Source organism: Agrobacterium tumefaciens (assembly GCF_017726655.1).
In the GTDB taxonomy this organism is placed as follows: domain Bacteria; phylum Pseudomonadota; class Alphaproteobacteria; order Rhizobiales; family Rhizobiaceae; genus Agrobacterium; species Agrobacterium tumefaciens_B.
In genome coordinates this window covers 2500844-2519593 of record NZ_CP072308.1, presented here as the reverse complement: position 1 = coordinate 2519593, position 18750 = coordinate 2500844, and the positions used below count along the sequence as shown (strand labels likewise).

Annotated in this window: 18 protein-coding genes; 8 read left to right on the top strand and 10 right to left on the bottom strand. The window is 59.7% G+C overall.

The genetic code is table 11. The features are described from left to right. Nucleotides 1-16 precede the first annotated feature (16 nt). On the bottom strand, nt 17-835 hold the full coding sequence (locus AT6N2_RS12270) for a DMT family transporter (protein WP_233282504.1): 819 nt from the start codon (nt 833-835) through the stop codon (nt 17-19). 284 nt (nt 836-1119) lie between these two features. Here AT6N2_RS12270 and AT6N2_RS12265 point away from each other — a divergent pair, with 284 nt between their 5' ends. The 7 genes from AT6N2_RS12265 to AT6N2_RS12235 all read left to right on the top strand — a co-directional run bounded on the left by AT6N2_RS12265 (nt 1120) and on the right by AT6N2_RS12235 (nt 8094). Next, nucleotides 1120-1920, top strand: coding sequence for a LysR substrate-binding domain-containing protein (locus AT6N2_RS12265; RefSeq protein WP_209087157.1), 801 nt, complete (start codon nt 1120-1122; stop codon nt 1918-1920). Nucleotides 1921-2269: 349 nt separating this feature from the next. Then, nucleotides 2270-3382, top strand: a complete 1113-nt coding sequence (locus AT6N2_RS12260) for an ABC transporter ATP-binding protein (protein ID WP_144577004.1) — start codon at nt 2270-2272, stop codon at nt 3380-3382. Continuing rightward, nucleotides 3379-4029 carry an ABC transporter permease gene (locus AT6N2_RS12255; RefSeq protein ID WP_063948126.1) on the top strand — a complete coding sequence of 217 codons (651 nt, stop codon included), beginning with the start codon at nt 3379-3381 and terminating at the stop codon, nt 4027-4029. The genes AT6N2_RS12260 and AT6N2_RS12255 overlap by 4 nt, the downstream gene beginning before the upstream one ends. Continuing rightward, on the top strand, nt 4026-4697 hold the full coding sequence (locus AT6N2_RS12250) for an ABC transporter permease (protein WP_144577003.1): 672 nt from the start codon (nt 4026-4028) through the stop codon (nt 4695-4697). The genes AT6N2_RS12255 and AT6N2_RS12250 overlap by 4 nt, the downstream gene beginning before the upstream one ends. 62 nt (nt 4698-4759) lie before the next feature. Then, nucleotides 4760-5674 (top strand): ABC transporter substrate-binding protein, encoded by a 915-nt coding sequence (locus AT6N2_RS12245; RefSeq protein ID WP_144577002.1) that lies wholly within the window; start codon nt 4760-4762, stop codon nt 5672-5674. A gap of 98 nt (nt 5675-5772) precedes the next feature. After that, nucleotides 5773-6513 carry a histidine utilization repressor gene (gene hutC / locus AT6N2_RS12240; RefSeq protein ID WP_144577001.1) on the top strand — a complete coding sequence of 247 codons (741 nt, stop codon included), beginning with the start codon at nt 5773-5775 and terminating at the stop codon, nt 6511-6513. Nucleotides 6514-6606: 93 nt separating this feature from the next. Further along, a complete protein-coding gene (locus tag AT6N2_RS12235; protein ID WP_144577000.1) occupies nt 6607-8094 on the top strand; it encodes an HAL/PAL/TAL family ammonia-lyase in 1488 nt (495 codons plus the stop codon). A gap of 57 nt (nt 8095-8151) precedes the next feature. On the opposite strand, the gene AT6N2_RS12230 is transcribed toward AT6N2_RS12235, so the two are convergent. Next, nucleotides 8152-8898 carry a PhnD/SsuA/transferrin family substrate-binding protein gene (locus AT6N2_RS12230; RefSeq protein ID WP_144577484.1) on the bottom strand — a complete coding sequence of 249 codons (747 nt, stop codon included), beginning with the start codon at nt 8896-8898 and terminating at the stop codon, nt 8152-8154. 20 nt (nt 8899-8918) lie between these two features. Continuing rightward, nucleotides 8919-9959 carry a fatty acid desaturase gene (locus AT6N2_RS12225; RefSeq protein ID WP_144576999.1) on the bottom strand — a complete coding sequence of 347 codons (1041 nt, stop codon included), beginning with the start codon at nt 9957-9959 and terminating at the stop codon, nt 8919-8921. Nucleotides 9960-10093: 134 nt separating this feature from the next. Between AT6N2_RS12225 and AT6N2_RS12220 the strand changes: the two genes are divergently transcribed. Beyond that, a complete protein-coding gene (locus AT6N2_RS12220) occupies nt 10094-10930 on the top strand; it encodes a helix-turn-helix domain-containing protein (protein WP_209087155.1) in 837 nt (278 codons plus the stop codon). Between the two features lie 188 nt (nt 10931-11118). Here AT6N2_RS12220 and AT6N2_RS12215 read toward each other — a convergent pair whose 3' ends face one another. The 7 genes from AT6N2_RS12215 to AT6N2_RS12185 form a co-directional block, all read right to left on the bottom strand. Further along, complete coding sequence (locus AT6N2_RS12215) at nt 11119-11880, bottom strand: SDR family NAD(P)-dependent oxidoreductase (protein WP_209087153.1); 762 nt, start codon at nt 11878-11880, stop codon at nt 11119-11121. Nucleotides 11881-11883: 3 nt separating this feature from the next. After that, a complete protein-coding gene (locus tag AT6N2_RS12210; protein WP_063948134.1) occupies nt 11884-13566 on the bottom strand; it encodes an SMP-30/gluconolactonase/LRE family protein in 1683 nt (560 codons plus the stop codon). Continuing rightward, on the bottom strand, nt 13566-14546 hold the full coding sequence (locus tag AT6N2_RS12205; protein ID WP_209087151.1) for an NAD-dependent epimerase/dehydratase family protein: 981 nt from the start codon (nt 14544-14546) through the stop codon (nt 13566-13568). Before AT6N2_RS12205 ends, AT6N2_RS12210 begins: the two co-directional genes overlap by 1 nt. Next, nucleotides 14543-15625, bottom strand: a complete 1083-nt coding sequence (locus AT6N2_RS12200; protein WP_209087144.1) for an ABC transporter ATP-binding protein — start codon at nt 15623-15625, stop codon at nt 14543-14545. The genes AT6N2_RS12205 and AT6N2_RS12200 overlap by 4 nt, the downstream gene beginning before the upstream one ends. A gap of 2 nt (nt 15626-15627) precedes the next feature. Then, nucleotides 15628-16458: a carbohydrate ABC transporter permease gene (locus tag AT6N2_RS12195; RefSeq protein WP_142172418.1), complete on the bottom strand. Its 831-nt coding sequence runs from the start codon at nt 16456-16458 to the stop codon at nt 15628-15630. Between the two features lie 10 nt (nt 16459-16468). Next, the gene (locus AT6N2_RS12190; protein ID WP_063948138.1) at nt 16469-17395 is read right to left on the bottom strand and encodes a carbohydrate ABC transporter permease; all 927 of its coding nucleotides are present in this window, start codon (nt 17393-17395) and stop codon (nt 16469-16471) included. A 70-nt stretch (nt 17396-17465) separates the two neighbouring features. Further along, entirely contained in the window at nt 17466-18737 is a 1272-nt protein-coding gene (locus AT6N2_RS12185) for an ABC transporter substrate-binding protein (RefSeq protein WP_209087142.1), read from the bottom strand. Between the last annotated feature and the right edge of the window lie 13 nt (nt 18738-18750).

The following is an 18750-nucleotide window of genomic DNA, read 5'->3' as shown; positions in this document are numbered from 1 at the left end:
ACGTACTATGGCGTCTTCAACGCGCGAGCTGCCTGCCGATCTGCAGCATCGCGATGCTGCCCAGTACGAGGATAATGGCTGCGATCTCCAGAACACCGACCTTCTCCCCAGTGACCCAGCCGATCAGTAGCGCAACATTGGGCGTAATATAGGTCGCTCCCGAGGCAGCGACCGCGCCCAGTTCCTGCAGAAGATAATAGTAGATCAGGAAAGCCATCCCGGTTCCGAGCACACCAAGGCCTACGGCGACTCCAGCCGCCGCGTGCCAGTCTTGGAGAATGTCGCTCATTCCGGCTCGATCGACGACGATCAGCAAAACGACCAGCGCAAGGCCGGTTTGCCACGTGGCGAGAGCAAGCGGCGGGATATTATGGGGCGATAAAAAACGGCGAACATAAACATAGGAAACGCCGAGAATTATGGTCGCAGCCACCATCCACAGTACACCGATCAGATCGATCGTTCTGTCCGCTCCCTTCCAAGGCTGCGCGATGAGGGAAATCCCGGCAAAGCCGATGAGGACACCAGCCAGCATCATGGCGTTCGGCTTTTCGTTGCGGAGAAACAAAAGGGTGGCGATCGTCGTAAACAGCGAGATCGACCCTCCGAGAATGCCCGCGACGCCGGAAGGAAGGAGCGCCGTGCCTTCCGCGATCGCGAGATAATAGAAGGCTGTCGCAAACATGGCCATGATCAAAAAATGTGGTAGCTGCCGCAACTGATCGCGATGAATTACACCCTTTCGCCAAGAGACGAAAGCAAGCGGCAGAAAACCGAAAAAGACTCGCAACAGCGTAATCTGCGCTGGCGTGATCAATTCTGCAGCCCATTTCATATAAATAAAATTGGAACCCCAGAAGAGGCCAAGAAGAGCAAAAACAAGATAGATTCCGCGCATGGATCAAACTCACCGCCATAAATGATGTTGAGGGAAAGAGGCCACTCTGCCAAAGCAGCATATACCCAAGGAACCACCTGATATTTACGTATGAACTGTTCTGGTCTGGCATCATTTCTATTGTATTCTGACGATAGGAATTCTATCGTCACTGCATGCGCTCCAAAGGCCCACTTCCCTCCCTGAATGCGTTGCGGGCCTTTGAGGCGGCAGGCCGGCGATTGAGTTTCCGTGCGGCGGCGGATGAGCTGGGTGTGACGCAGGGGGCAGTTGCGCAGCAGGTTCGCAGCTTGGAAACAAGGCTCGGATTTCCGCTTTTCCAACGCCAGAGACGAGGTGTCATTCTCACGGAAAGAGGGCTCGGCTACTTTTCCGAGGTTCATCGTGCCTTCGAGCAACTCACCGCAGCAACCGATGTCGCTTTGTCCCGCAAGCGGATTGTGACCGTCAGTGTCACTCCGACCTTTGCATCCAAATGTCTGATCCCCAACCTCCCCTCGTTCGCCATCGTGCATCCGGATATCGAACTGCGGGTGCTGGCGACGGATGCAGTGTCGGATTTTGAAAGGGATGGTGTCGATCTTGCCGTGCGGTTGACAAAACCCCCATTCCCCCTAGGACAGGCAGCAGAATTTCTTTTCTCAGACATGATCGTCGTGGCGAGTCCAGCACTGGTATCGGGATATCCACTACCGCTGCCACTTGATATCATCAGCAATCTCACTCTGCTGAACGATGGGCAGGCTGTCTGGAGGAATTTGCTCGGCGAGAGGAGAGTGAAGGCCGAACTTCATATCAATCAAGCAGCACTCGCCATCGACGCGGCCGCGTCCGGCCAGGGACTTGCAATGGCAAACCGCATATTCGTTGCGGAAGCTCTTCGCTCCGGTCAGTTGATGCAGGTGGTTGATGACCCCGTCGAAACGGACGTTGGATATTATCTTGTGGTGCCCAAAAAAGCCCGGGGAGATGCCGCTACCGTGAGCGTTTCCAAGTGGCTTCGGCAACAGGCCGTCCCATAAAAGCACTTCGGATGGAACTTTCCAATCGCTACGGCTTTCTTCGGAAACCCCTTGCTGAACTTTCGGTTAAGGAACTGCGTGCAGACGACAAGGATGATCGCCAGCACCGTCGGGACGGTTGCAGCGGGAGCAATCATCGGTGACAGATTGGCGCGAACGGCGCGGCGCTTTTTACAGAAGCATCCTTGCTAGGCCGCCGGCGCAAAAACCGCTCAAAGAATTATCACAATCGCGACACGCGAAATCTTTAGGCACCCCGCTTGCGGAATGCAAAGCTTCGTGCTTGTATAGACAACTTCAAGGGATGCTCGAGGGTGACCAATATCCTTGGCTACAGAGGATTGTGTGCGTGATAACGTTCGATCGGGTGAGCAAGCATTATCGTGGAGCAACAACGGCTGTAGACAATCTGTCGCTGACCGCCCCCACCGGAAAACTGACGATTTTTGTTGGCCCGTCAGGCTGCGGCAAAACCACGTCGCTGCGCATGATAAACCAGCTAATCACGCCCTCATCCGGGTCGATCCTTCTTGATGGCGAGCCGACGGACAAGATGGATGTCGCCCTGCTGCGGCGTCGGATCGGTTACGTCATCCAGAACGCCGGTCTTTTTCCCCACCGAACGGTGGTGCAGAACATTGCCACCACGGCGCGCCTGAACGGCACCCCCAAGCAGCAGGCGCTCCGTATCGCCCACGATCTGCTGGAGCGCGTGGGACTGTCTGCTTCCTTTGCCGATCGTTACCCATGGCAGCTATCCGGTGGCCAGCAACAGCGGGTGGGCGTTGCCCGCGCTTTGGCGTCGGATCCGAAGTTCATGTTGATGGACGAGCCTTTTAGTGCCGTCGACCCTGTCGTTCGGGCACAGTTGCAGGATGAGTTCCTGAGACTTCAACGCGAGATCGGCAAGACCATCATCATGGTGACGCATGATATCGACGAGGCCCTGAAGCTTGGCGATCAGGTCGCCGTTTTGCGCACCGGCGGCACGCTGGCACAGATCGCCACGCCACAGGAGCTCCTGGCGCGGCCGGCGGATGATTTCGTCGCAGACTTCATCGGCCGGGACCGCGGTTATCGAATTCTCGGATTTGCCGAGTTTAGAAATGGTGTCGCCCTTGGCAAGGAACCCACGGCACCGCTCGGCACCGACCCCGCGTCGCTTCGGCAGAACGCCACGGACAGGTGGGTCCTGATTACGGATGCCGCAAACCGCCCACTCGGCTGGGTCGATAGTGAGAGCATCAAGGGCCCTGTTCGCGACGGCGATCTCAATCTCAGCGGAACGCTCGCGGTAGAGGGCGGAAGCCTGCGGCATGTTCTCGACGCAGCGCTGAGTTCGCCATCCGGCCGCGGTGTCATTGTCGGTCCATCGGGTGAACTCGTCGGCACAGTCACCCTGCCTGATGTTGTGTCCGCCATCGAAGCCGCGCGCAACGCACGTCAGGGCCTGCGATCATGAGATTTGACTGGTTATACCGTGAATCCGGCCGCATCGCCGAACTGTTTGCCTGGCACATCTGGCTTTCAGTCATCCCCGTCGTGATCGGCCTCATTCTGGCGTTGCCGCTCGGCTGGCTCGCGCAACGGGCAGGTTTTTTCCGCTCAACCATGCTTGGCGCCGCCGGGCTGCTTTACACCATTCCCTCGCTCGCGCTCTTCGTGCTTCTTCCCCTCGTGTTGGGCACACGCATCCTCGATCCACTCAACGTCGTCGTCGCACTGACGATATATGCGCTGGCACTTTTGGTGCGCACCGTCAGCGACGGACTTCAGTCGGTGTCTCCGGATGTCGTGCAGGCCGCAAACGCGATGGGTTACCGGCCGCTCAAACGTTTGCTCTTCGTCGAGCTGCCGCTGGCCGTTCCCGTCATTGCAGCTGGCTTGCGCGTGGCGGTGGTCTCGAATGTCAGCATCGTGTCGGTCGCAGCGCTCGTGGGCACGCCCCAGCTTGGCCTGCTGTTTACGCAGGGGCTGCAACTGCGGTTCCTGACGCCCATCATCGCAGGCATTATCCTGTGCATCGTTCTGGCGGTACTTCTGGATGCCATTGTGCTATTCATTGCGCGTCGTCTCACGCCATGGCAGGCAGGAGGTGCTGAAAAATGATTGACTGGTTCTCAGACCCCGCACACTGGATGGGCAATGACGGTGTTTTGGCGCTTGTGCTGCAGCATCTGATCTATAGTTCAATTGCGCTATTCTTCGCCTGCCTGATCGGCCTGCCGATCGGCCTTTATGTCGGACATACCGGACGGGGTGTGTTTCTCATTGCTGGCCTCGCCAATGCCCTTCGCGCGCTTCCAAGCCTTGGCCTCATCGTTCTGCTGGTGATCCTGTTCGGTCCCGTCTTTTCGTCGGACATGGCCTTCATCGTGCCCAGCATCGTCGTTCTGGTGCTTCTGGCGGTGCCGCCGATCATGAACGGCACATATGCCGGCGTGGCGGCGGTTGATCCGGCCGCCGTTGATGCAGCGCGCGGCATGGGTAAACGCCCACTCGACATTCTTTTCGACGTGGAACTGCCATGTGCGTTGCCACTGATCTTTTCGGGGCTGCGCAGTGCAACATTGCAGATCATCTCGACTGCAACCATTGCCGCTTACGTGTCGTTGGGCGGACTGGGCCGGTTGATTATCGATGGGCGGGCGCAAAACGATTATTACCAGATGGCGGCCGGCGCCGTGCTCGTTGGCGTTCTGGCGCTTGCCGTCGATCTTACCATAGGAATTATTTCGAAGCTCACGATCTCACCCGGCCTGGCGCGCCGCCACTAGGCTCGGCATGCCTGAAAGACAGACGCATTTTCATCCAAGTCAAAAACAACAGGAGCAGCTGCATGGCATTCAGGATCTTTAAAGCCGCTGGCGCATTGGCCTTGGTGGCGCTTTCGGCGACCACATCATTTGCCCAGACCGACCCGCTTGGAGCTGCCCCGGCGGCTCGGACGGACACCTCGACCATTATCGTCGGCTCTGCTGACTTCCCCGAAAGCCAGCTTCTGGCGACCATTTATGCCAAGGCGCTCGCCGCAAAGGGCATCAAGGTCGAGACGAAACTGAGCATCGGCAGCCGCGAGGTCTACATCCCCGCCCTGCTCGACGGCTCGATCGATCTCCTGCCCGAATATGCGGGCGCGACACTGAGCTATCTCGACAAGAACGCCACCGCACACTCGCCAGCCGACGTGGCGGCTGCGCTCAAGGCCGCTCTGCCAAAGGGCGTGTCGATGCTCACACCCTCTGAGGCGCAGGACTCGGACGGTGTTGCCGTGACACGCGCGACCGCCGAGAAATACAAGCTGAAGACAATCGCCGATCTGGCCCCAGTCGCCTCCGAGCTGGTGCTCGGCGGTCCACCCGAATGGAAAACCCGCAAAGAGGGTATAATCGGGCTCAAGGACATCTATGGCCTGGAGTTCAAGTCCTTCAAGTCGCTCGATGTCGGCGGTCCTCTGACGCTCTCCGCGCTGGTGAACGACCAGGTGCAGGCCGCAAACCTGTTCTCGACCGATCCCGCCATCGCCGCCAATGATCTCATCGTTCTGGAAGATGTGAAAAACCTGTTCCCAGCCCAGAACATCGTCCCTGTCATCGCGACGCCGAAGGTGAACGACGTCGTGACGACGACGCTTGACGCCGTCTCCGCAGCCTTGACCACCAAGGACCTCATCGTCATGAACGGTCGCCTTGCCAATCACGACAGCTTCGATGTGGTGGCCGAAGAGTGGCTCACGGCCCACAAGTTGAACTGACCTGATCTGCGGGTATGGCAGCTCCATACCCGCAGACGCTTCCCCTACACTCAGGCGCCGACACGGGCGGCCTTGACACCCCAGCGCCTCGGAACGCCATGCACACGGTAAAGCAACAGGTTGACATCAGGCAGGACGAAGCAGCTGCTACCCCGCCGCTTTACGTCAAACTGAAGGACTACGTTCGCAGCCGTGTTGAAACAGGCGAGTGGGCCATCGGCCAGCGCGTGCCATCTGAAAATGAATTGGTGGACATGCTTGGGGTCAGCCGGATGACGGCTAACCGTGCCCTGCGCGAGCTTGCGGATGAGGGATTCGTGGTCCGTGTCCGTGGCAAAGGCTCGTTTGTCGCCAGCAAAAAGCGGACGTCCCAGTTTCAGAGCGTTCCCAACATCGCCGACGAGATTACCCAGAATGGCGGCATACACTCGGCAAAGATCATTCTGCTTCGCACGGAGACAAGCGATACGGATCTCGCAGAAGCGCTCTCTGTCGATGTCGGGGCAACGGTCGCACATTCAATCATCGTCCACGCTGAAGATTCCGTTCCGATGCAGATCGAAGATCGTTTCGTCAACCACGAGATCGTGCCGGATTACGTCAATCAGGATTTCAACACGAGGACGCCAAACGGCTATCTCACTGCAGTGGCACCCATTATCAGGGCTGAACAACATATCGAGGCTGTTACGGCGCAGCCGTGGGAGTGCAAATTGCTGGCAATTTCCAAGGCCGAGCCCTGCCTCTTGGTGCGACGCCGGACCTGGTCCGAAGTGGGGGTCATCTCGTCGGTTCGGCTGCTCTATCCCGGAAGCCGCTACCGTCTTTACAGCACCTGACATTCCCAAATGTCAGGCCCAGCATCCCGACCATCCATTGGAACCTGCAATGCCTCTTTCGCCTGTCCTGCCTTCCGCCCCGGAGAAAAACCTGTGACCGTCTTGCTGGACAAAGGCCTGACATGGCGCGACGTTGCCCTCGTGAGCCAGGGGGATCATCTCGTTCTCTCAGACGACGCCTATCAGCGGATCGAAAGGGCAAGTCGGATTGTCGAGAGCATCGTTGAGAACGGTGTTCGCGCCTATGGCATCAGTACCGGCGTTGGCGCCCTGTCGGACACGGTCGTCGATCGCGCAGCGCAGGGGAAACTCTCCCGCAGCATCGTTCTCAGCCACGCCTGCGGCGTCGGCCCGTTGCTCGGCCGGACCGAAGTGCGCGCGATCATCGCGGCACAGATCGCCAACTTCGCCCATGGCCATTCCGGTGTTCACAGGGATGTCGTCGCCTATCTCACGAAATTTCTGGAGCACGACTGCGTTCCTGATGTTCCCTCAAAAGGGTCAGCCGGCTATCTGATCCATAATGCTCACATCGCACTCGTGCTGATCGGCGAAGGTTCGGCTAAGCTCGCCGGCAAACCGCTGAGCGGCAGCGACACCCTGGCGGCCATGGGCCTTGAACCGCTCGTTCTTGGCGCCAAAGAAGGTCTCAGCCTTGTTAACGGCACGGCCTGTTCCACGGGGCTTTCCAGTGTCGCTCTAGCGCGCGCAGAACGGCTCTTCGATTGGGCCGACGCGGTAGCCGCACTGACGCTTGAAGCCGCTGGCGGACAGATGTCGGCCTTCGCGGAACCTGTGCTCTTGCTACGCACGTCACCCGGCATTGCGACTGTCGGTGAATCCATCCGTTCCCGCCTCGAAGGCAGCGGTCTCATCGAAGCGTCGCGAGGCAGGCGGACACAGGATGCTCTCAGCCTGCGCGCCATTCCCCACGCCCATGGTGCGGCGCGCGATGTTTTCGATAGCTGCGCGACCATTGTCAACCGCGAACTGGCCTCGGTGACAGACAACCCGGCGATCGCCGGGACCCCCGACGAGCCGATGGTGTGGTCGCAGGCTCACGCGGTAGCGCCGGCGCTCGGGCAGGCGGCCGATAGTCTCGCCATCGCAGTTGCGCAAATCGCGGCCATGAGCGAACGGCGCATCGACCGGCTCGTCAACCCGCTGGTGAGCGGGCTTTCGCCATTTCTCGCCTCCGATCCTGGCAGCCATTCCGGTTTCATGATCGCGCAATATACCGCAGCAGCCCTTTCCAACGAAAATCGCCGGCTTGCAGCGCCCGCCTCGACCGACGGAGGACTGACCTCCGCTCTGCAGGAAGACTTTCTGGCGCATCCGACCGCCGCCGCCAGCAAACTTCTCACGATGATCGATAATGCCGAATATATCCTGTCGATTGAATGGATGGCGGCGACGCAGGCGCATGATCTGGTCGCATCCGTTGCGGCAAGGGCGGCAGGCACCGACGCACTTCATCGCCTGCTCCGCGCCCATCTTCCGCCCTATGCGGATGATCGACCGCTATCGGCGGATATCGAGGTTGCCCGCTCCCTGATGATACGGAACACGCCGCCATCCTGAAACATGGCGGCGTTGCCGGCAGTTCGGGCAGGCCGGGCATCCCTCTTGGCTTCTTCGCTACAGAGGAAGTTTTACACCCAGGGCCTTGGCGCCTATGAAAGGCAGTCCTTTGCGCCGCGCGGTCCAGCCAATGACGTGCAGGTGGGAAGCCACCGGCTCGTATCGCTGTGCAATCGCCCAGGATTTACAATCAATCGCGGCTAGATCGGCATCCCCGCGCCCGACGGCGATGAGCGACGCGCGATGCGAGCCTGTCTCCAGAAGGTCGCCGAACGTGTCGAGACTGTTGCCAGCAGCCTCCAAATCCCGCTTGAGGCTGAGGTAACCGGACAGGGACCGATGCTCGTTGAACGCCAGTCTTTTTTGATGGAAAAAGCTCAGCGGCAAAACTGCCTCGCCATCGTCGGACGGGCCGATATCGCCGCCGCCCTCACCGATACGGGCGATGATCGCGCTTGAGTAAAATGGACCCTTACCCCCTGCAATCCCGTCATAATTGCTCTCGCCAATGACCTCCACATGATCTTGAAGGCCAAGCTCCATAGGACCCCAGCACGTCTGGGAGACCAGTAGGTTCGGGTGACGCCACAAGACCGCGAGATCCAGCATTTCGGGATCCAGTGTGGCAGGATCCGCCGCGATGATGGAGCCGTCATCCCCGCGAATGCCGCCGGGAACGGCTGGCATCTCTCCATTGCGCCGCACGAGACGCTCTGGAGCGTCGATGCCATGGGCGCGAAACGTCGCGCGCATTTCCGCCCATAAAGCGTCGGTCTCGGCACGCAATTCCGGCCAGTCATACATCGGCAGAGCCGCGATCAGGGTCACGTTGCAATATCCGTTCTCAGTGTATTCTCCGACATGACGTAGGCGACGACGTCTGTTGGCACATAGGCGACGGCCGGCGCCATTGCGACGGTCTCGGTCCGCCTCAAGGCGGGATGTACCACGGGCTCCTTTGCACGCAGGGCAAAGGCGCGGAAAACCTCGAAATAGTTGGCGAAGACATACCCCTCATTCATGGTCTGCCACTCGGCGCGGCGTGCTTTATACAGGGATGGTAGCCTGTACCATGCGGCAGTCGGCAGCTTGTGATGCACGAAATGCAGGTTGTTATAGAGAAACAGGGGGGCCAGAATGGAGTTTTCAACGATGATCGTGCGCCCGTCCGGACGTTCTGCCCATTGGTGCTCGCAGTAGGAGCGAATAGCGATGATGGAAATCCCGAGGTAGGCGGCAACGCCGATATAGAGCCAGAGGGGAATTCCAAATAGCAGCGATATGACGAACACCGTCGGAACCAGTCCGGCTAGATGCAGGGCCCAGGCATACATGACACGCCGGTCACCTTTGGCGATCTTCCGCCACTCCGATACCGTAAATCCGATCACCATCAATGGCGGTCCGATCAACAAGCGTCCAATCAATGTATTGTTCCACCCCAGCAGCGTCTTTAGAAACCCCGGCAGCTTCTCCCAGTCGCCCATAGCGCGATAGTAGCTTTCCGGATCATCGAACGGATCGGTCAGACGCTCATCGGCGTGGTGCTGAAGATGGGTCCGCTTGTAACTGCGGTAGGGATAAAAAATGCCGAGCGGTGCGAAGACCAGAGCTTCGTTAAGCCTTGCGTTGCGGGTCGGGTGCCCGTGCAAGACCTCATGCTGAAGCGATGAATGCAGGGCGACAGCGACACCCATCAAGACCAACGCCAGCAGCGGATAATGTGGATAGAGAGCGTATCCGGCTCCTCCCCAAAGACCGTAGCAGATCACCAGCAAGCCGACCGTTGGCCACTCTATTCTCAAACCCCTCGACCGGCGTCGGCCGATCAATTGTAGATGCCCATCCCTGGAAATTTCGCTCATTTCATGCCCCGACAAAATCTGATCGAGAGATTTTCATCGGAGGTCGCATGGCACAACGAGATTATGGTGACCAATCGTTGATTCTGATCACGAAAAGTAGAATATGATGACAATTGTAAACAATGAGGTGACTAGTGGACAAACGCGCTCTGTCAAATCTGTTTCGCGTCAGGCTGAGTGATCTCGTTACCCGCGCCGGCGTCAGTCATTCCGCTTTCGCAGCCGGCATAGGCATCGATCGGTCAGCCCTCTCGCAGCTTCTATCCAGTGATTCGGCGAGGCTTCCGCGCGTCGAAACGCTCCTGAATATTGCCGAGCGCCACTCGGTCTCGCTGGACTGGTTGCTCGGCATCTCGCACGATCCGGGCTTGATGGGAGAGTTACGTCCAAGTTTTGAAATAGAGGAAGGCGGCGAAGATTATACCGATACGCTCCTGATGAAATGGCATGCGGAGGCCGCCGGCTCCAAGATACGATACGTGCCGGCCCGAATTCCCGACCTTCTCCGAACACCGCAGATCATCGCATTCGAGGCAAAATCCGCGCATCAGAGCGTCAAGGCGCAGGCGAGCGAGACGGCCTTCCGGCTCGATTACAATCGCCAACCTGGCACAGACATGGAAGTGTGCATGCCACGCGAAACACTCGAAGCCTTCGCTGAGGGCCGCGGCATGTGGCGAGGGCTGAAGAAGGAAATCCGTGCCGAACAGCTTCAGTACATGTCGACACTCATCAACGAGCTCTATCCGTCCTTCCGCTTGTTCCTCTTCAATGAGAAGGAACGGTTCTCCGTCCCCTACACGATCTTCGGATCGCAACGCGCTGCGATTTTCGTCGGCGGAATGTATCTCGTGCTGAACAACGCCGAATCCATCCGAAAGATGCAGCGGCATTTCGATGAGCTGATACGGTTCACCCGCGTCCACGCCCATCAAAGCGCGGATTTTGTACGAACGCTTGCCGTCTTATGATGCGCGGAGAAGGCAGCAGTCGCACGGTCCATGCCGAACGACATGCATCGGCAAAACAATGCGCTCACCCAAACCAAAGCCACGTGAATGACTCCCGTCAGCAGTGACTTGTCATGTCGAGCAGCTGAGGAAGCGTCCGGTTAGCAATCGCATTGCTCACCATCACCCCTCCCCGCAGGCCAAATCCGTCAAACTCCCCCCGTCAAAAATATGCTTTCGCCGGTCATGAAACTGCACGCCTCGGACGACAGGAAGATTGCGGCACCCACCATTTCCTGCGGATGCGCGGCCCGCCCCATCCAGTTGATGGTTCGCGTATACTCGGCCCAGCCTTCGGGGTCCCCATCACGACGATGGGCGTTGCGGTCCGTGTCAACGAGGCCGGGAGCGAGCGTGTTGAGCAGGACATTGTCGCGGGCGTAATCGCGTGCCTGACTCTGGATCAGATTATGCTGCGCCGCTTTGGTGGCGGCATAGGCCGTGACAATTGATTTGGGCCGCAGCTGGTTGATTGAGCCAAGCGAAACCACCCTGCCCCACTTACGGGCCGCCATGCGCGGAAGCACGGCCTGCAGCATGTCGACGGTGGAGCCCAGATTGACCGCAAGCTGAAACGTCAGATCGTCGTTTGTCAGCTCTGCCAAGGGCGCGTTGATCTGCGCGCTGGCATTGATGACAAGGATATCGACCGGGGCGATCTCTTCGGCGCGTCTTATCAGATCATGCCCGGCACCGGGCTCGGCGAGATCAGCCGCAAGTTCGCTCACGCTGGCGCCGCTTGCAGCGATTTTTTCCTGAACGGCAAGCGTCGAACCCGGCTTCACCCCGTGCAGGATGACATGTGCGCCCGCACCGGCGAGCCCTTCGGCGATCGCCGCGCCTATGCCACGGCTCGATCCCGTAACAAGCGCGGTGCGGCCCTTCAGGCCGAAGATAGTCTCCAGGGACATTGTTTAGCCCTCAAACAAGGAAACGCGCGCGCCGGCAATGCCCGGTCGGCAGGAAAACAGACCGCCCGAGAGCGGCGCGTCAGCGAGTGTCGACGCCGGCAGGCGAGTGCGGGCGCTGGTGATGAACAGCGTCGTCAGATCCGGCCCGCCAAAAGCGATGCTCGTGGGGCGCGGCACCGGCATCTCGATCACCTGATCCAGCTTCCCGTTCGGAAGATAGCGACGCACCGACCAGCCGTCCCATATGGCACACCAGACGCCGCCTTCCACATCCACGGCGAGACCGTCCGGCCGGCCGTCGGCGACGGGGATGCGCGCAAACTCGCGCCGGTTCGACAGCGCTCCTGTCAAAGGGTTGCAATCATAGGCGTGGATCAGACCGGGCACGGTATCAACGAAATAGAACGTTCTCCCATCCGGGCTCCAGCCGAGCCCGTTGGAGACGATGATGCCGCCCTCCTTGCGTTCAAAGGCACCATCGGCATTGATACGATAAAGCGCACCGGTGGGTTTAGAGGCATCGATCCGCATCGATCCGACCCATATCGCGCCATCGGGCCCGCATTTGGCATCGTTCAAGCGGTTGTCCACGATACCCGCCTCAGGGCTGACAAAGGGCGTGAGGCGGCCGGATGGAAAATCAAGCCACTCAATCCCGTCCTGGGATGCCACCAGCAGACGGCCGCCGCCAACCGGAATGACCGCGCTGACCAGCTTGCCGGTCTCGCAGGTTTCGTTGCGACCGGTCGCCGGGTCGAAGCGATGAACGGCAGGGTGGAGAATGTCCACCCAATAGAGAGTGTTCTCCCCCTCATGCCAGACGGGGCTCTCGCCAAGTTGCGCGCCCCATGGCAGGATGCAACTTAAATCGGCGCTCGGACGGCCCGTTGCCGATCGCGGTTTCGGCCTGGAGCTGATGGCAACGGCCCCGGCAGCGCCCGTGATGCGGCGCGCGGCGGCGATCAGCTCGCGACCGGCCGGATGGATGTTGGACGTATCGAGCCGCGACGAGGGACCGAGCGCAACCAACACCCCCATTGGCGTATTGTCGCGACCCATGACAGGCGCGGCCACTGAATTGACGCCCGGCAGATGCTCCTCATAGGAAATCGAATAACCCCGTGCGCGTGTCAGCGTCAGGTCCGCCTGAAGCGCGTCGAGCGTGGTGAGGGTTTTCGGCGTCTGCACATCGAACGTCAGACGATCGAGCAGTGCGCGGCCGACGGCAGGGTCCTGGAAAGCGAGAAGCGCCTTGCCGGGCGCCGTGCAATGCAGGGGAACACGACGTCCCACTTCGACACGGACCGACAGACCATTCGGCGAACGCTCGGCGAGATATTGGGTCATCGTGCCGTCAAGCCGGCACAACGCAACTGTTTCGCCCAGCTCAGCCGCGAGCCGCTCGAGTTCCGGCGTTGCGGCCGAAACGAGGTCGAAACTCTCCCAGACCTTATGCGACATTTCCAGAAAGCGTTGACCAAGCACATAGGTGCCCCGTGCCTCGTCCTGCCGCACCAGCCCATAGGCGATGAGGGTACGCAAAATGCGGGCAAAGGTCGGTTTCGGCAGGCCGGAGGCACGCAACAGCTCCGCAAAACGTGGCGGCTCCGGCGCATCCGCTACCATATCCAGAAGCGTCAGCCCTTTGGCGAGCGCCGCCGTTCCTCCCGGCGTTTCCGGCTTCATTATGTCCGCTCCGTCGCGAGGCGCTGCCGTCTTGCGGCGGCGGCCTCTTCCAGCATCCGGTCCATCGTCCATTGTGGTTCAAATCCCAGAGTGTTTCTGATCCGCTTGTTGGATGTATGGTAATAAACACCGTCGCCGGGAAAATCGACTGTCACGATGGGAAGTCCGGTCAGCACCGCCATTTTTGGCAAAACGTCGCTGAAGTCAGCAGGGTCGTCCGCGCCGAGATTGAAGATGCCGCCCGCCGCGTCGGGATGGTCGAGGGCAAGCAGGATGCCTGCCACCATGTCGCGCGTATCGGTGATGTGCATACGGAACGGCCGGCCGTTTTCATTCCGCGCCAGTATATGCGACGGCTCTCCAATATCGCGGGACCGGAGCAATTCGGCGACAGCCGTATTTCCGAAATTCTGCTGTTGGAGAATGCGCGGCCGCAGGAAAAACCGGGGGCCGGAAAAGAAACTCTCTTCGTCCAGCAGCTCTGTTGCATCCTGAGTGTGAGAAAAGCGCAGGATCACCGTTTCCATGCGGCCCGCCCGCTGATGAAACTGCACCAGCTCTTCGCCCAGAAGCTTGGTCAGACCATAGGGCGAATTGGGTCGAAGTGGATGGTCCTCCGTGACCGGCAGGAATTCCGGGCGATTTTCCGGATAGACCTCACCCGTTGAGGCGAAAACGAACCGCCGCACACCAGCCGCCGCGGCCGCGTCAAGCAGCAGGCGCGTGCCCTCGACATTGACGGCAAACATGCGGTCGCGATCAGCCGGAGCCCAGGACATGAACGCCCCAAGATGCAGGACGGCGCTCACACCCTTGGTGGCGTCGGACAGTGCCTGCGCATCCTCAAGTGACCCGACGACTTCCTCGCCGCCGGCTCCTGATGGTCTGAGATCAAAGCCGCGAACGGTTCGGCCCTGCGCGCGCAAGGCGGCGACAACGGCACGGCCGACACGACCTGACGATCCGGTGACAAGGATCATAGCCGTGCTCCGGTCTCTGCATCGAAAAGATAAAGCTGCGCCGGATCGAAACCGAGCCGGAGCGCCGCATTGCCGGGAAGGCTGCCGGTATGCGAGACGCGCGCGATCAACCCCTTGGACTTGCCTTCTTCGCCATCCGCGACCCTTGCGCCTTCCGCATCGAAATAGACGTATTTTTCCGATCCCAGGCTTTCAACCAGCGTCGGCCGAACATCGAAGGTAACAGGCGCATCGCCCAGAACGAGATGTTCTGGCCTCAGGCCCACGATCACGCTGCCCTGACGGTCGCCCGCTCCCGGCAGGGAAACCTGTTGCCCAAAGAGCGTCACTGTGCCGTCACGCAGTTCCGCATTGAGGAAATTCATGCCGGGCGAGCCGATGAACCCGGCAACGAAAAGATTGGCCGGGTTGTTGAAAAGCTCGTCCGGAGCGGCGATCTGCTGGATGACGCCGCCCTGCATGATGACAACGCGGTCCGCCATCGTCATCGCCTCCACCTGATCATGCGTCACATAAACGGTGGTGACGCCGATGCGCTTGTGCAACGCACCGATTTCGGCCCGCATATGGACACGCAGCTTGGCATCGAGGTTGGACAGCGGCTCATCCATCAGGAAGGCCTGCGGCTGGCGCACGATGGCGCGGCCAAGTGCCACGCGCTGCCGCTGGCCGCCCGACAGATCCTTGGGCTTGCGGTCGAGATATGGGGTGACTTCCAGAATGCGCGCCGCGTCATCGACGCGGCGGTCGATCTCGGCCTTGTCCGTGCCGCGCATCTTAAGGCCAAAGCCGATATTCTGGCGAACGGTCAGGTGCGGATAAAGCGCATAGTTCTGAAACACCATGGCGATGTCGCGGTCACCCGGCGCAAGGTCCGTCACTTCGTTTTCGCCGATGAAAATCTGCCCTTCGCTTGCCGGTTCTAGACCGGCGAGGATTTTCAGCATCGTCGACTTGCCGCAGCCGGAAGGCCCGACAAGCACCACGAACTCGCCATTCTCGATCTCGAGCGAAAAGGGCCTGAGAACGTTGAGCGCGCCATAGGACTTGCTGACGTTGCGAATGGAAATATTGGCCATGCTTATTTCTCCGCGCCAGCGGTGAGGCCGCCGACCAAATAACGTTCAAGGAACAGGTAGATTGCGATGATCGGCAGCGCGATGAACACGGATGCGGCGGAAATGTCGTTCCAGTAGGTGACATATTCGCCCTGCATCGTGGTGATGCCGAGATTGGCCGTCCAGTTGTCCGGCGAGTTGACGAGGAAGGTGCGCGCATAGGCATAGTCTGCCCAGCTGAGCACGAAGGCATAAAGTGCGGTGGCGGCAAGACCGGGCGTGGCGATCGGAAGCACGACGCGCACCATCGCACCGATCGGCGAGCAGCCGTCGACCATGGCGGCCTGTTCCAACTCCTTCGGAATGGTGTCGAAATAACCTTTCAGCATCCATGTGGCGAAAGGAATGATCATGGTCGAATGCGCCAGAACCAGCGTCCACAGGCTGCCGATCAGGCCGAAGCTGGAAAAAATCGAAAACAGCGGAATGACGAGCAGGGTCGCGGGCAACATCTTCGCCGTCAGGACGAAGAGACCCATGGTCGCGCCGCCCCGCATGGAGTAGCGGGACAGCGCATAACCGGCACTGACCGAAACCAGCATCGACAGCGCCACCGAGCCGATGGCCGCCAGCATCGAGTTCCACAGCCACAGCAGGATCGGTTTTGCCGCCCAGACCCTGGCGAAAATGTCCCATTGCGCATCATCCGGCCAGAAGGTCGGCGGCAGGCGGTACAGTTCATCGGTGGTGGAGAGCGCCGTGACCAGAAGCCAGTAGACCGGGAACAGGATCATCACCAGCGTGAAGATCACAGTCGCGTAGAGGGCAAGGCTCTGTAAAAATGTGCGTTTCATCAAAGCCTCCTCAATAGATCGATTTCGAACGCCGGCCGAGCATCAGAAGGCTCGCGACGATGCAGATCACCAGCGTCAGCACGCCGACGGCGGCGGCACGGCCGAAATTGTGGTACTGGAAGGCCTGATCGTAGGTCATGATCGACAGTGTCTGGGTCGACCGCAGCGGCCCGCCGCCGGTCAGGACCTTGATGATAGAAAAGTCGCGGAATACCCACAGCAGCGTCAGCACCAGCGTTACGCCCAGCACCGGCATCAAAAGCGGCATGGTGATCCAGCGGAAGCGCTGCCAGACACTGGCGCCATCCACCTTGGCCGCCGCGTAATAATCGGCGGGGATGGATTGCAAACCAGCGAGGCACATGATCGACACGAAAGGAAAACCCTTCCAGACCATGGTGATGGCAACGGCCCAGAAGGCGGCTGTCGAACTGCTGACCCACGGGATCATCTGGTCGGTGAAACCGAGCTTTATCGCCAGCCAGCCGAACAGGCCGAAGGACGTGTCGAACATCCACGCAAAGATGACGACCGCGATGATTTCCGGCACCGCCCAGGGGAGTGCCATTCCCAACCGCGCGACGGTGCGGCCCTTGAAACGGTTATTGGCCAGAAGCGCCGTGCTGAGGCCAACAGCAACACTGCCGGCGGTCACGACGATGACCAGTTTCAGCGTCACCCAGCAGGCCAGCCAGAATTCCGGCGAGGAAAACAACCAATTATAATTGGCCAATGAAAACGGCCGGCTGGCGCCGCCGAGCCTTGGTATCTTGACCTGCTGGAACGACAGGTCGATGGCCAAAACGAGCGGCCAGACGATGATGGCGGCAACCATCAGGACCGCGGGCGCGATCAGAATATAGCCGAGAAGATGTTGCCGGCTGGGACGTGCCAGATCGAAAAACTTGCGACGCCCAGCCCGAACGGGTTCGGTCATGGATGGTCCTCCTGCCGGATGCGGATGATAGCCATGGCCCTTTCAAGCGGGCCATGGCGAAACGACGGGATCAACCCTTGATGGCTTCGGCCTTGGCCTGCATGGTTTTCGCCACCGCCGCCGGATCGAGATCCTGAATGATCATCCGCTGGCTTTCTTCCATCACCATCTTGCTGAACTCGTTGTAGAAAAGCTCAAGTCCGGTCGGAATGCGGTCGATACCGGCTTCCGACGCGGCCTTCATCGTCTCAATCAGCACCGGGAAATGCGGGATGGTCTTTTCAACGCCCGAGACGTCGGCCTTCGGGCTTGGCGGGGTGTTGCCGCCGAGGGTGGCATAGCTGCGCTGGAATTCTGGTGACATCGTCAGCTTGATGAAATCCCAGACCAATGCCTTCTGGTCGTCGGGAATATCGGCTGGCATCGCCAGCACGTTGGAAGATCCGCCGAGCGGCGGATGAAGCGGTGGCGCGGCGTAGACGATGTCAGCCTTGGCCGAACCCTTTTCGGTCGTACCGTAAAGCCAGGGCCCATCGAGCCGCATCGCCATCTTGCCATCGGCAAAGAGCTTGCGCACATCGCTGGCGCTCATGTCGACCGGGCTGATGCCGCTCTTCATCACGGTTTTCCAGCGTGAAAGACCCTCCACCATCTGCGGCGTGTCGATGGTGATATTGCCGTCCTTGTCGGTCCAGTAGGCGCCGGCGTCGAGGATGTAGTTCAGCATCTCCGTCAGATATTGCCCTGGACCGCCTTTCGTTTCATGGCCGGTGCCGAACTGATCGATGATGCCGTCGCCGTTCAGATCCTTGGTCGTTGCTTTCGCAGCGGCCAGAAACTCATCATAGCTCTTCGGAACTGCGACGCCCGCCTCTTCCAAAATCTTCTTGTTGTAGGCCATCACGAAACCGAAGTAGTTGGTCATGATGCAGACGGTTTCGCCATTCCATTCGCACTTCTGCTGGCCGGCCCAGCCCGTCATGTCTATGCCGTCTTTCTTCAGCCACGGGTCGAGAGGCTCGAGCCAGCCGCTATCGGCAAACATCTGAAATTCGAAGGACGCCAGATGCACGATCTGCGGCGGCTGGTTGGCCGCAAAAAGCGTCGTCATCGTGTCGGCATAGGAACTGCGCTCGGCCTTGGTGAATTCGATTTTCACGCCCGGATGCTGTTTCTCGAAGGCGGCAATGGCAGAGCGCCACCATTCGCCCGTGCCAGCATCGTCCGTCTGCCAGGAAATGAATTTCAAAACGGTATCGGCCATGGCGGGAGCAAATCCGCCTACGGTCATCAACATCGCGGTCGCTGTGCCAAGCGCCAGCTTTCTTATTCTTTTGGTCATGGGTTCCTCCTCC